Below are 12,585 nucleotides of genomic sequence, written 5' to 3'. Positions count from 1 at the left end.
TGGATCGGCTATTGTCCGGCGGAAAGTTCATATCTGAAACAGGAAATCGATCATGACTGTGATCAAATGCATATCCCCCGTGGACGGCTCGGTTTACGCCGAGCGTGAGGCGATGCCGCTGGCAAGCGCACAGGCGGCCGTGGCCCGCGCGAAGAAGGCGCAGAAGGCCTGGGCGAAGCGCCCGCTCGACGAACGTATTCAGCTCGTGCTGAAGGGCGTTGCCCGCGTCAACGAGATGGCCGACGAGATCGTGCCTGAGATCGCCTGGCAGATGGGCCGCCCGGTCCGTTACGGCGGCGAGTTCAAGGGTTTCAACGAGCGCTCCAACTATGTGGCCGAGATCGCCGGCTCGTCGCTGGCGCCGATCGTCATCGAGAATTCCGAGCGCTTCGAGCGCCGCATCGAGCGCGAGCCGCACGGCATCGTCTTCGTCATCGCGCCGTGGAACTATCCCTACATGACGGCGATCAACACGATCGCGCCGGCGCTGATGGCCGGCAATGTCGTCATCATCAAGCATGCCGCCCAGACGCTGCTGGTCGGCGAGCGCCTCGTGCGCGCCTTCAACGAGGCCGGTGTGCCGGAAGATGTCTTCCAGAACGTGTTCCTCGACCATGACACGACCTCGGCGCTGATATCCGGCAACGCCTTCGACTTCGTGAACTTCACGGGCTCCGTCGAAGGTGGTCGCGCCATCGAGCGCGCCGCCGCCGGCACCTTCACGCCTGTCGGTCTCGAACTCGGCGGCAAGGATCCGGGCTATGTGATGGAGGACGCTGATCTCGACGCCGCCGTCGATACGCTGATGGACGGTGCGACCTACAATTCGGGGCAGTGCTGCTGCGGCATCGAGCGCATCTATGTGAACGAGGCACTCTACGACGAATTCGTCGAGAAGTCGGTGGCCTGGGTTTCCAACTACAAGCTCGGCAACCCCTTGGACCCGGAAACGACGCTCGGCCCGATGGCGCACAAGCGCTTTGCCGCGACCGTGCGTTCGCAGATCGCCGACGCCGTCTCCAGGGGCGCCAAGGCGCTGGTCGATCCCAAGCTGTTTCCGGCCGATGACGGCGGCGCCTATGTCGCCCCGCAGATCCTCGTCGATGTCGATCACTCCATGGAATTCATGACGGAAGAGACGTTCGGCCCGGCCGTCGGCATCATGAAGGTGAAGAGCGACGCCGAAGCGCTCGCCCTGATGAACGACTGCAAATACGGCCTCACCGTCTCGCTGTGGACGAAGGACAGCGAGCGCGCCGCCGCCATCGCCCGCGACCTGGAGACCGGCACGGTGTTCCAGAACCGCGCCGATTATCTCGATCCGGCGCTGTGCTGGACGGGCGTGAAGGAAACGGGCCGCGGCGGCTCGCTCTCCGTCATCGGCTTCCACAACCTGACCCGCCCGAAATCCTACCATTTCAGGAAAGCTTGAACAGCATGACCATCACCGCAAACTGGAGCTACCCGACAGCCATCAAGTTCGGGGCAGGGCGCATCAAGGAACTGGCCGACCATTGCAAGGCCGTCGGCATGAAGAAACCGCTGCTGATCACCGACCGCGGTCTTTCGACCATGGCGATCACCCAGGGCGCGCTCGACATTCTCGATGCCGCAGGCCTCGGCCGGGCGATGTTCGCGGAGGTCGATCCGAACCCGAACGACAAGAACCTCGAAGCCGGCGTCAAGGCGTTCAAGGACGGCGGCCATGACGGGGTCGTCGCCTTCGGCGGCGGCTCCGGCCTCGACCTCGGCAAGGCCGTCGCCTTCATGGCCGGCCAGACGCGGCCCGTCTGGGACTTCGAGGATATCGGCGACTGGTGGACGCGCGCCAATTCCGACGGCATCGCGCCGATCGTCGCCGTGCCGACGACGGCCGGCACCGGCTCGGAAGTCGGCCGCGCCTCTGTCATCACCAATTCCGAGACGCATACCAAGAAGGTGATCTTCCACCCGAAGTTCCTGCCGTCCGTGACGATCTGCGACCCGGAACTGACTGTCGGCATGCCGAAGGTCATCACCGCCGGCACCGGCATGGATGCCTTCGCCCATTGCCTGGAAGCCTACAGCTCGCCGTTCTACCACCCGATGAGCCAGGGCATCGCGCTGGAGGGCATGCGTCTCGTCAAGGAATACCTGCCGCGCGCCTACAAGGACGGAACCGATATCGAGGCGCGCGCCCATATGATGTCGGCCGCCGCCATGGGTGCGGTCGCCTTCCAGAAGGGGCTCGGCGCGATCCACTCGCTGTCGCATCCGGTCGGCGCGATCTACAACACGCATCATGGCATGACGAATGCCGTCGTGATGCCGCCGGTCCTGACCTTCAACCGCCCGGCCATCGAGGCGAAGATCGCCAGCGCCGCCGCCTATCTCGGCATTGCCGGCGGCTTCGACGGTTTCTTCGACTACGTGCTCCGGCTGCGCGAGGAGCTCGGCGTTCCCGACAAGCTCTCGGCGCTCGGCGTCGGCACGGACCGTATCGACGAAATGGCGGAGATGGCGATCGTCGATCCCACCGCGGGCGGCAACCCGGTGGAACTCACGCTCGAGGCTGCCAAGCGGCTCTTTATCGAGTGCATCTGACTTCTCACCCGTGAGATTTGATAGAAGCCCGGAAAGCCTTGGTTTTCCGGGCTTCTTCGTTTTTCCGGCCGGGTTTTCGGCCGTCTGCCAATTCCTGGCGGGGCGGATATTTGCATTTCGTTAACCCTGTTTTGAAAGATTCGATCAACCGACGCCATTTCCTTCCGGCGCCCTGAAGAGAGCGATGACGCCGCTCGCCCGCATCGTAAGAGGAACGCCATGCCAGTCATCACATTCGCCAATGCCAAGGGCGGCGCGGGCAAGACCACCGCAGCGCTGATCCTCGCGACCGAGCTTGCAAACCAGGGATACCGCGTCACCATCCTCGATGCCGATCCGCAGCGCTGGATCAGCCATTGGCACGATGTGACCGGCCGCCAGCGCAACATCGACGTGATCTCCGAGGTGTCGATGGCATCCCTTCAGGGCCACATCCGCGAGAACCGGGAGACGACGGACTATTTCATCATCGACCTCGCCGGTGCGCGCGATGCGCTCGTGGCCACCGCCATCGGCCTGTCCGACCATGTAATGATCCCCGTGCAGGGCTGTGCGATGGATGCGCGTGGCGCCGCGCATATCCTCGACCTGCTGGGCCAGCTTGCCGAGAAGGCGGGCATCCGCATCGCCCATTCCGTGGTCCTGACGCGCATGAACGCACTGGTGACCACCCGCGCCATGACCGCCATCAAGGCGCTGTTGTCGGCCAAGGGCGTGCATGTGCTGGATACGCCGATTGCCGAGCGCACGGCGTTCCGCGACATCTTCGATTGCGGCGGCACGCTCGCCACGATGGACCCGGCAAAGGTGAGCAATCTTGACAAGGCGCGCGAGAATGCAAGGCTTCTCGCGCTGGAGGTGCTTCGGCTCGTTCCGGCGCGCCGTCGCAGGGCAGGCGCTCTGTCCCGGCTGGCGGCGTGACCGGAAATCTTGATGGAATTGCAGGACCGGCTGCGACGATTTGTGCAGCCGGATCATACGGATAATCGGGTCGCGCGGTAATCAACAATTTACCATGCATATCTAAGAGTGGCGCATCAGAAAGCCATCCACGGAAGGCCTTGTGCCTTCTGAAAGACCCATGATGGGTCGCGGACGCGCGCATGCCGTGAGGCCTGCCGTCCCGATGGAACCGTGCCGCTTTCACATTCTCCATTTTCTCCGGGGTTGTTTTCAGAATGAAGTCCTTATCGCCCGCTGCCGGACCCAATCACGATATTGCCCGCCGTCTCGATTACCTCGGCCTGGACGCTGCCGCGCTGGAACGGCTGCGCAGCCTGAAGCCCTTCATCGAGAAGGAGCTCGGCCCGGCACTGGACAAGTTCTATTCCGTCGTGCGCAACAGCCCGGAGGTGAACCACCTCTTTTCGAACGACGCCCACATGAACCGCGCGAAGAATGCGCAGCTCGGGCACTGGGCCAATATCGCCGCCGGCGATTTCACCGCCGATTACGCCACCAAGGTCACGACGATCGGGCATGTCCATGCGCGCATCGGGCTCGAGCCGCGCTGGTATATCGGCGGCTACGCGCTGATCATCGAGCATCTGCTGACGGAGTCGGTTCGTTCGCTCTGGCCGAAGAAGGGGCTTTTCGCGCGGGCGGACATCGCGCCTGACGAATTTGCCGCCCGGATCAGCAGCCTCATCAAGGCGATCTTCCTCGACATGGACCTGTCCATCTCGGTCTATATGGATACGTCCGACGTCGCCAAGCAGCAGGCGGTGCAGGCGCAGGTTCTCGCCGAAGAGCGCCAGCTCGTCAGCGATGCCTTCGGCGCGGCACTGAAGCGCATTTCGGACGGCGACCTGACCGCGCGCATCACCGGTCCGCTGCCGGAAGCCTATGGCGCGCTGCGCGAGGACTTCAATCACGCCATTTCGGCCCTGTCGCAGGCCATCGGCAATATCGGCGTCGGCGCGGGATCGATCCATCTGAGCGCGCGCGAAATCGCGTCTGCGTCCGACGATCTTGCCAAGCGCACCGAGCGGCAGGCCGCCAATCTGGAGGAGACGGCGGCTGCCGTCGAGCAGGTCACGACCACCGTCCGCCAGACCGCGCAGAGCGCCAACGAGGCCAATGCGCTGGTCATGGCCGCGCGCGACAACGCGCAGCGCAGCGGCGAGGTGGTGGAAGAGGCGATCTCCGCCATGGGCGAAATCCAGGCGTCGTCCGCCGCCATCGCCAACATCATCGAGGTGATCGACGAGATCGCCTTCCAGACCAATCTGCTGGCGCTCAATGCCGGTATCGAGGCCGCGCGCGCGGGCGAGGCGGGTCGCGGCTTCGCGGTGGTGGCTTCGGAAGTGCGCGCACTCGCACAGCGCTGCGCCGAGGCGGCAAAGGACATCCAGGATCTCATCGCCAAGTCGCATGGACAGGTCGAAGGCGGTGTGCGCTCGGTCAACGAAGTGGCCCAGTCGCTGCGCCAGATCGTCTCGCAGGTCGTGGAGGTGAGTTCGGTGTTCAACACCATCCGCGCCAGCACCGCCGAGCAGGCAACCGGGCTCCAGGCCGTCAACCAGGCGGTCAATGCGATGGACCAGATCACCCAGCAGAATGCCGCCATGGTCGAGCAGGCCAATGCCGCCAGCCAGGCGCTGACGCAGGAGGCGGCCTCCATCGCCGCACAGCTCTCCACCTTCCGCACCGATGGCACCGCACGGCCGGCGCAGGGCTCGGGCTATACAAGGGCGGCGTGAACCACACCCTTCAATGAAAGGCCGGGCAAAGACCCGGCCTTTTTCATTTCTGCATGCGCGTCTTCAGAAGGTCCATCAGCTTGCCGTTCCGCGGCAGCGTCTCTGCCTTGCCCTGGCCGGACAGCCAGTAGAACTGGCCGGGCTTCACCTTGGGCGGCAGTTCGTAATCCATGCCGTCCCATTCGTCTTCGCGGAAGGAATAGAAGGCCCAGTGGCCGCCGCGTGCCTCGACGGCATCCATCACGTCGGTGAGATAGGTGCCGCAATCCGCCCACAGGCGCATGCAGCCGAACTCCGCGGCGACGATGCGGGTCGCCGGCAGCCCTTGGGATTGCGCCCAGTCGAAGGCCGCGCCGATGTGGCGGGCGATGGCATCGCGATCCCATTTCTGTTTGCCGCCGGCATAGGTCGCCTCGACACCGGGATAGGAAAACGGGGTGTCGCGCGTCATGTTGGGCGCGCTGGTCGCGTCATAGGGCTCGTACATGTGGAAGGCATAGAGCACCTTGTCGTCGCCCAGTGGCGTGGGCCATGCTGCGAGGGACCGTGGACCGGCGTAATAGCCGCTGTCCACCATGACCGGGGTGACGGGGTCGACGGCGCGGATCGCCTCGATCAGCCGGGCGTAGAGTTTCGGCAGGTCGCGCGGCGTGTTCGCGTGCTTGGCCTGCCAGGCAAGAATGTCTTCCATCGTGCCGTTTTCAACGAGACCGGTCGTCTTTTCCGGCGCCGGTTCGTTGAGGAGATTGTAGGCGGCGATGGCGGGGTGATCCTTCAAGGCTTGCGCAAGGTCGCGCCAGAAGGCGACGGCCTGGTCGGCAAAGGCGGGATCCGACCAGAGCCGGTCATCGAATTTCCCGTCGTTCTGCTGCTTCCAGCGCGCACCGGGAAGGCTGAGCGGCGTCACCACGACCTTCAACCCGGCAGCATGCGCGGCATCGAGGGTGGTGAGGAGCTCGGCGAGGTCGGCGTGCGGAAGGCCGGTGTAACGGTCGGCGTCGCCGAGCAGGAAGTCGCGGCCTTCGCCTTTCCACTTGCTGAAGGTGAGGCGCACCCAGGTCGCACCGGTGGCGGCCAGCGCCTTGAAATAAGCCGCGTCCGGGGCGGCCGTATTGAAGCTGTTGCCGCCCTTTCGCGGAGCATCCCAGAAGGTCATGAGATCGGCGGCGGCGGCCGGGAGGGGGAGCGTGGCGGCAAGCGCGAGGCTGATCAGGGCCGGACGGAGTTTTGCATACATGGATCACCGAAGAAGGGCTTTCGTCCGTTTCGGACGATCTAAGCGCTCTCTCGGGGTGAAATCGGGCGATTTCAGGTCAGGTGATGGCGGGTTTTTGGTTTCCCCATCGTGCTTTGAACGAAAAAGCCGGCCAAGTGGCCGGCTCGTCCTCGTCTCTTTCTGATCCGTCAGTCGACGAATTCGACCGTGACGCCGGCGCTCGTCATCTTGGCGAGCTCGGTGGCGTCCCAGTTGGTCAGGCGGATACAGCCGTGGCTCTGGGTCTTGCCGATCTTTGACGGTTCCGGCGTGCCGTGAATGCCGTAGGTCGGCTTGGACAGCGCGATCCATACCGTTCCCACCGGGCCGTTCGGACCGGGCTGGAGGGTAAGCACCTTGTCGTTGCTGCCCTGCTTGAAGTTGATCTTCGGATTGTAGGTGTAGCCCGGATTGAGCGCGATGCGCTCGACCGTAACCGTGCCGGACGGCGAGGGCGTATCGGCCGAACCGATGCTCGCCGGATAGGCGGCGATCAGCGTGCCATTGGCATCATAGGCCAGCACCTGCTTGCGGCCCTTGTCGGCGAGGATCTTGGCCACCTTGCCGGTCTTCGGCTTGCCGATGTCCACGACCTTGACGATCGTGCCGGGAATGGTGAAATCCACACCCGGATTGATCTCCTTCAGGTAGGCCTCGTCCATATGGAACTTCTCGGCCAGCATTTCCGTGGTCGAGGTGAAGGACAGGTGCGGGAGGGCCGCCTTGTGGGCGTAGTCTTCCGGGATCGACGCCACGTAGGGACCGGCCGCATCGGCGGCGGTGATCTCGTAGGTGGTGAAGGCCATGCCGCCGGACAGGCGCAGGCGTTCCAGAATGTCCTCTGTATTGTTGGGGTCGAGCGTGTCGCCCGTCGCGTTCTGCCAGGCTTCGATGGCCTTGGTGACGTTCGAGCCCTTCTTGCCGTCGATGACGCCGGGCGAGAAGCCCTCGCGGTCGAGGAAGACCTGGAGCGCCGTGACCTCGTTGGACGACATCTTGCCAAGCGCGGTGGCGGGCGCGAATTTCGGGCCGGGCACGAACTCCTGGTTCGGATCGGCCGGCAGGGCGGCCATGTCGTCGTTGTCGTTGAATTCGGGCATGGCCTGCGAGCCGCCGAAATCGGCGTCGGGCAATTGCTGGCGCTCGATATCGCCCGGCAGCGCCTCACGCATTTCCGGTACGGAGCCCGTCGTCACGTCGTCGCCATAGTCCGAGCCGGGTGCCGGCGGAAAATATTCCGGGTTCGTTTCGTCATAGCCGCGCACCGGGCGATAGCGGTCGCGACGGGGGCGATAGTCGTCGCCGCGGGCGAAGTAGCTGTCGGCCGGCATGGCGGTGGCGATGACCTCGCCCCACGAATCGACCAGCACCGAGCGGCCGCGATTGTCGCGCGTCCAGCGCACGCTGCCATCGTTGGGAACGTAGTCGAGAATGTCGCCATCGGGCGAAACGAGAACCGTATCGCGCGAAAGCTGGTGCTGCTGCGCGGCGGCGGGCAGGGTGGCGATTCCGAGCACGGAGATCGCAGCAATAAGCGAAATGCTTGATTTCAGTATCGATTTCACGGTCTCAACCTGCCAGACTGCATATATCGCGCGGACGGAACACTTGAATTCAGACCTTAATATGGAAAATCTAAATTGATGGTGAACGTAACGTCAACGCAGCATGCAAATAGTTGTTACCAGGGCAGCGAGCCGCCAGAAATCTGCGGGCCGGTCCGTGCTGCCGGTGGCGTTGTGTGACTGTTGGCAATAGCATCCCGTTCTCCTCAATACCGGCCGGAGCCAATCATGACTTTCGCCCTGACCGCCTCGACGGAAGGCAAGGCCTTTCATCTCGAGCTGACGCCGCAGTCTGCACTCGATGTCGGCGCCGCCGTTTTCCATGGCGTGGACATTACCCCCGGTACGGCCATACCGTCCGACGGCGATTCTCGTATTGATAAGGCGCTACCGGGCTTTTTGTTCACCTGCGGGCCCGATCATATCCGCCACCCCGTGCCGGTCGAGGGGGCGACGGACGGCCGCCGCTATCCGTTGCACGGGTCGCTCTCTTCCCACCCCGCTCGCGATATCCAGATCGAGGCGGATGAGGGCGAAGTGGTCTGCGAGGGGCATGTCGATGTCGCGCTGGCGCATGGCGGGACGGCGGCGCTTTCGCGCCGCTGGCGGGCCGACAGGCTTACCGGCCACATCACGCTCGACGATCTCGTGACCAATACCGGTGAAACGTCCTGGCCGCCGTTTGCCATGTACCACATCAATTTCGGCACGGGCCTGTTCGATGGGGATACGCGGCTGACCGGCGCGATGCTGCCCGGCGGCAGCGTTCCCTGGCGCTTCGAGGACGGCGACATGCGGATATTCTGCGTGCCGGCGGCGGAGACGGCCGTGCACGGCTGGGCCGAGATATCGGTCGGGCCGATCGCCGCGCTCAGCGGACGCAGCGTGCATATCCGCTTCCGGACCGATACGCTTCCTTGGCTGCAGGTGTGGCGCAACCAGTCGGCCGGCTGCGCCGTGCTCGGCATCGAGCCGGTATCCCATCGCCTGGCCGCACGCGAGGAACTGATCGCCAGCGGTGAGGCGCCGGATTTCGCGCCGGGCGAAAGCGTCGGCTATGCGCTCTCCTTCGAGGTGCGATAGCACGCGCGATTGACGCTCCCGCGGCACGGGCTTAAACGGTGATCGCATCTTTTTGGGAAAGGACACGTCCATGGATATCCGCGAGATCAACGACGAATATTCTGTTTCCGGCCAGATCACGGTCGAGGACCTCGACGCGATCGCCGCCATGGGTTTCAAGTCCATCGTCTGCCACCGCCCCGATCACGAGGAACCCGGCCAGCCGGAATTCTCGGCGATTGCCGCGCGCGCGAGCGAACTCGGCATCGAGACGGCCCATGTGCCGGTCGGCCCGATGGGCGTGACGGTGGAAGCGGTGCAGGGCATGGTCGATGCGCTCGACGAGCTGCCGCGCCCCATGCTCGGCTATTGCCGCTCGGGCATGCGCTCGACGAAGACCTACGAACAGACCCAGCACATTCGCGGCTGAGGGCGCGGTACGAGGGGTCTTTTACGCCCGCTCCAGTCTACTTCCCGCCCCGGATATCCGAGAGCGTGCGCAGCGGCGTGATCGCTTCCGGGTCGAGCTTCACCTCGATGATCGCCGGCTTGCCGCTGGCGCGGGCGCGCAGGAAGGCCGGCGCGAAGTCTTCCGTTTTCTCCACCGTCTCGCCATGGCCGCCATAGGCGATGGCGAGTGCCGCGAAGTCCGGGTTGGTGAGGTCGGTGGCGCTGACGCGGCCGGGATATTCCCGCTCCTGATGCATGCGGATCGTGCCGTAGATGCCGTTGTTGACGACGACGGTGATGATCGGCAGGCCATAGCGCACGGCGGTCGCGAATTCCTGGCCGTGCATCATGAAGCAGCCATCACCGGCAAAGCAGACGACCTCGCGCCCGGGAAAGAGCTGCTTGGCGGCGACGGCGGCCGGCAGGCCGTAGCCCATCGAGCCGGAGGTCGGCGCGGCCTGCGTGGCGAAGCGGCGGAAGCGGTGGAACCGATGCACCCAGGTCGCGTAGTTGCCCGCGCCATTGGTGAAGATGGTGTCCTCCGGCGTGTTTTCCTCGATCCACGCCATGATCGGGCCCATCTGAACGTCGCCCGGGCCCGTCATCGGCGGCGTCGACCACTTCAGATAGGCCTCATGCATCGCTGCGGTGCGGGCCGCCCAGCCCGGGACGGCTTTCGGAGCGAGACCGTCCAGCGCGGCGACGAAATCGTCGGGCGCGGCGCAGATGGCGAGGTCCGGCCGATAGACACGGCCGAGTTCGGACGGATCGGGATAGACATGCACCAGCGTCTGCTGCGGATAGGGGCTTTGCAGCAGGCTGTAGGTGGATGAGGGCATTTCGGAGTAACGGCCGCCGAGAAGCAGGACGAGGTCGGCTTCGCGGATCTCCTTGCCCAGCGCCGGGTTGATGCCGATGCCGGAATCGCCGGCATAGTTGGGGTGCAGGTGATCGAACAGCATCTGCCGGCGGAACGAGCAGGAGACCGGCAGCGACCAGCGCTCGGCGAAGGCGGCGACATCCGCGACGCTCTCCTGCGACCAGCGCGTGCCACCGAGAATGACGAGCGGGCGTTCGGCTTTTTCGAGCAGGGCGGCGAGTTCGGCCATCTGGCTTGGGCCGGGATGGGCTTCGACCGGCATATAGGGCTTCGCTTCCACGGCCTCGACCGCGTCCCTCAGCATGTCCTCCGGCAGGGCGAGCACGACGGGGCCGGGGCGGCCGGAGGTCGCGACGGCGAAGGCGCGGGTCACGAATTCCGGGATGCGGCGGGCATCATCGATCTCGGCCACCCATTTCGCCACCTCGGTAAAGGCGCGGCGGTATTCCACCTCCTGAAAGGCCTCTCGTTCGCGCGCGTCGCGCTGCACCTGGCCGATGAACAGGATCATCGGGATGGAATCCTGCCGGGCGATGTGCAGGCCGGCAGAGGCATTGGTGGCGCCCGGTCCGCGCGTGACCATGCAGATGCCGGGCTCGCCGGTAAGCCGGCCCCAGCAATCGGCCATCATCGCCGCGCCGCCCTCCTGGCGGCAGACGAGCACATCGATATCGGTATCATGCAGCGCATCGAGCACGGCGAGATAGCTTTCGCCCGGAACACAGGCAACGCGTTTCACGCCATTGGCAACGAGGGCATCGACGATCAGCTGGCCACCGGTCTTCATGCGTTTTTCTTTCCCGTTTCGAGGATGCCAAGTTCGGCCAGCACGGCCTCGGTGTGCTCGCCGAGCCGCGGGCTCGGCCTGTCGTAGACGAGCGGCGTGCCGGAAAAGACGATGGGCGTGCGCACGCCGGGAATGACGTTGCCGTCCGCATCCGGCAGGTCGACACGCAGGCCGCGCGCCTTGACCTGCGGATCGTCGAAGGTCTCGGCAATCGAATTGATCGGCCCGGCGGGCACGCCGTCCCGCTCGCAGGCGGCCAGGAGCTCGGCCTTGGCGATGGTCGCCGTCGCGGCGGTGACGCGGCGGCGGACCTCGTCGCGGTTTGCGACACGCGCGCGGTTGGTGGCGAAGCGCGCGTCGTCCGCCATGCCTTCGAGCTTCAGGATGCCGCAGAGCTTGCGGAACTGCCCGTCATTGCCCACGGCCAGAATGACATGGCCGTCCGATGCCGGCACGACCTCGTAGGGCGAGATATTGGGATGGGCGTTGCCGAGCCGCGTCGGCGCCGTGCCGGAGGCCAGGAAATTCATGTTCTGGTTCGCCATCACGGCGGACTGCACGTCGAGCAGCGCCATGTCGATGTGCTGGCCCTTGCCCGTCTTCATCACATGGATGAGGGCGGCCTGGATGGCGGTGACGGCATAGATGCCGGTGAAGATATCGGCGATGGCGACGCCCGCCTTCATCGGCTCGCCGTCCGGCGCGCCGGTGACGGACATGAAGCCCGACATGCCCTGCACGATGTAATCGTAGCCGGCGCGTGCGGCATAGGGGCCGTCCTGCCCGAAGCCGGTGATCGAGCAGTAGATGAGCTTCGGGTGCCGTTTGGCGAGGCTCGCATGGTCGAGCCCGTATTTAACGAGGCCGCCCACCTTGAAGTTTTCGATCACCACATCCGCCGTGGCGATGAGACGGTGGACGGTGTCGCGGCCTTGCTCGGTCTTCAGGTCGACGGCGATGGAACGCTTGCCGCGGTTGGTGGCGTGGTAATAGGCGGCCGAGAGGTTTTCGCCGTCCCTGCCCATCACGAAGGGCGGGCCCCAGGCGCGGGTGTCGTCGCCGCCATCCGGGTTCTCGATCTTGATGACATCGGCGCCCAGATCCGCCAGCATCTGCCCGGCCCAGGGGCCGGCAAGGACCCGCGCCAGTTCGATGACCCTGATGCCGGCAAGCGGCAGGTTCGACTTGTCCATGGTGCACTCCTCCGCGATGGCCGCATGCATGCACCCATCGGGCTTTTCGCCTGTTTTCCCCTGGATAACAAAAAGCCCGCGGGCCGCATAGCGGCGGGGAGATGGCAG

General features: G+C 64.9%; 10 protein-coding genes. 6 read left to right on the top strand and 4 right to left on the bottom strand.

Annotated elements, in window-relative coordinates; all coding sequences use genetic code 11:
• Nucleotides 1-52 precede the first annotated feature (52 nt).
• From B5M41_RS08745 to B5M41_RS08730, 4 genes are all read left to right on the top strand, one after another.
• Nucleotides 53-1,432 carry an aldehyde dehydrogenase family protein gene (locus B5M41_RS08745; protein ID WP_134651173.1) on the top strand — a complete coding sequence of 460 codons (1,380 nt, stop codon included), beginning with the start codon at nt 53-55 and terminating at the stop codon, nt 1,430-1,432.
• A 5-nt stretch (nt 1,433-1,437) separates the two neighbouring features.
• Nucleotides 1,438-2,583, top strand: coding sequence for an iron-containing alcohol dehydrogenase (locus B5M41_RS08740; protein ID WP_134651171.1), 1,146 nt, complete (start codon nt 1,438-1,440; stop codon nt 2,581-2,583).
• A gap of 219 nt (nt 2,584-2,802) precedes the next feature.
• Nucleotides 2,803-3,504 carry a ParA family protein gene (locus B5M41_RS08735; RefSeq protein WP_134651169.1) on the top strand — a complete coding sequence of 234 codons (702 nt, stop codon included), beginning with the start codon at nt 2,803-2,805 and terminating at the stop codon, nt 3,502-3,504.
• Between the two features lie 257 nt (nt 3,505-3,761).
• Nucleotides 3,762-5,285 carry a globin-coupled sensor protein gene (locus B5M41_RS08730; protein ID WP_134651167.1) on the top strand — a complete coding sequence of 508 codons (1,524 nt, stop codon included), beginning with the start codon at nt 3,762-3,764 and terminating at the stop codon, nt 5,283-5,285.
• A 43-nt stretch (nt 5,286-5,328) separates the two neighbouring features.
• On the opposite strand, the gene B5M41_RS08725 is transcribed toward B5M41_RS08730, so the two are convergent.
• Nucleotides 5,329-6,522: a glycoside hydrolase family 5 protein gene (locus B5M41_RS08725; RefSeq protein ID WP_134651165.1), complete on the bottom strand. Its 1,194-nt coding sequence runs from the start codon at nt 6,520-6,522 to the stop codon at nt 5,329-5,331.
• A 167-nt stretch (nt 6,523-6,689) separates the two neighbouring features.
• The gene (locus B5M41_RS08720; RefSeq protein ID WP_134651163.1) at nt 6,690-8,105 is read right to left on the bottom strand and encodes a L,D-transpeptidase family protein; all 1,416 of its coding nucleotides are present in this window, start codon (nt 8,103-8,105) and stop codon (nt 6,690-6,692) included.
• Nucleotides 8,106-8,333: 228 nt separating this feature from the next.
• On the opposite strand from B5M41_RS08720, the gene B5M41_RS08715 reads away from it, so the two are divergent.
• Nucleotides 8,334-9,188: a DUF4432 family protein gene (locus B5M41_RS08715; RefSeq protein ID WP_134651161.1), complete on the top strand. Its 855-nt coding sequence runs from the start codon at nt 8,334-8,336 to the stop codon at nt 9,186-9,188.
• A gap of 70 nt (nt 9,189-9,258) precedes the next feature.
• Nucleotides 9,259-9,597, top strand: coding sequence for a protein tyrosine phosphatase family protein (locus B5M41_RS08710; RefSeq protein WP_134651159.1), 339 nt, complete (start codon nt 9,259-9,261; stop codon nt 9,595-9,597).
• A 37-nt stretch (nt 9,598-9,634) separates the two neighbouring features.
• Here B5M41_RS08710 and B5M41_RS08705 read toward each other — a convergent pair whose 3' ends face one another.
• Both B5M41_RS08705 and caiB read right to left on the bottom strand, forming a co-directional pair.
• The gene (locus B5M41_RS08705) at nt 9,635-11,284 is read right to left on the bottom strand and encodes a thiamine pyrophosphate-binding protein (protein WP_134651157.1); all 1,650 of its coding nucleotides are present in this window, start codon (nt 11,282-11,284) and stop codon (nt 9,635-9,637) included.
• The gene (gene caiB, locus B5M41_RS08700; protein WP_134651155.1) at nt 11,281-12,477 is read right to left on the bottom strand and encodes a succinate--glutarate CoA-transferase; all 1,197 of its coding nucleotides are present in this window, start codon (nt 12,475-12,477) and stop codon (nt 11,281-11,283) included. The genes B5M41_RS08705 and caiB overlap by 4 nt, the downstream gene beginning before the upstream one ends.
• Between the last annotated feature and the right edge of the window lie 108 nt (nt 12,478-12,585).

This window comes from Shinella sumterensis (assembly GCF_004514425.2).
GTDB lineage: Bacteria > Pseudomonadota > Alphaproteobacteria > Rhizobiales > Rhizobiaceae > Shinella > Shinella sumterensis.
The sequence above is the reverse complement of the archived record's forward strand: the minus strand, read 5'-3'. Positions and strand labels throughout refer to the sequence as shown.

Excerpts from the sequence above, each read along its gene's own strand:
- B5M41_RS08745 (WP_134651173.1), top strand. The coding sequence starts at position 53 with ATGACTGTGATCAAATGCATATCCCCCGTGGACGGCTCGGTTTACGCC.
- B5M41_RS08740 (WP_134651171.1), top strand. The coding sequence starts at position 1,438 with ATGACCATCACCGCAAACTGGAGCTACCCGACAGCCATCAAGTTCGGG.
- B5M41_RS08735 (WP_134651169.1), top strand. The coding sequence starts at position 2,803 with ATGCCAGTCATCACATTCGCCAATGCCAAGGGCGGCGCGGGCAAGACC.
- B5M41_RS08730 (WP_134651167.1), top strand. The coding sequence starts at position 3,762 with ATGAAGTCCTTATCGCCCGCTGCCGGACCCAATCACGATATTGCCCGC.
- B5M41_RS08725 (WP_134651165.1), bottom strand. The coding sequence starts at position 6,522 with ATGTATGCAAAACTCCGTCCGGCCCTGATCAGCCTCGCGCTTGCCGCC.
- B5M41_RS08715 (WP_134651161.1), top strand. The coding sequence starts at position 8,334 with ATGACTTTCGCCCTGACCGCCTCGACGGAAGGCAAGGCCTTTCATCTC.
- B5M41_RS08710 (WP_134651159.1), top strand. The coding sequence starts at position 9,259 with ATGGATATCCGCGAGATCAACGACGAATATTCTGTTTCCGGCCAGATC.
- B5M41_RS08705 (WP_134651157.1), bottom strand. The coding sequence starts at position 11,284 with ATGAAGACCGGTGGCCAGCTGATCGTCGATGCCCTCGTTGCCAATGGC.
- caiB (WP_134651155.1), bottom strand. The coding sequence starts at position 12,477 with ATGGACAAGTCGAACCTGCCGCTTGCCGGCATCAGGGTCATCGAACTG.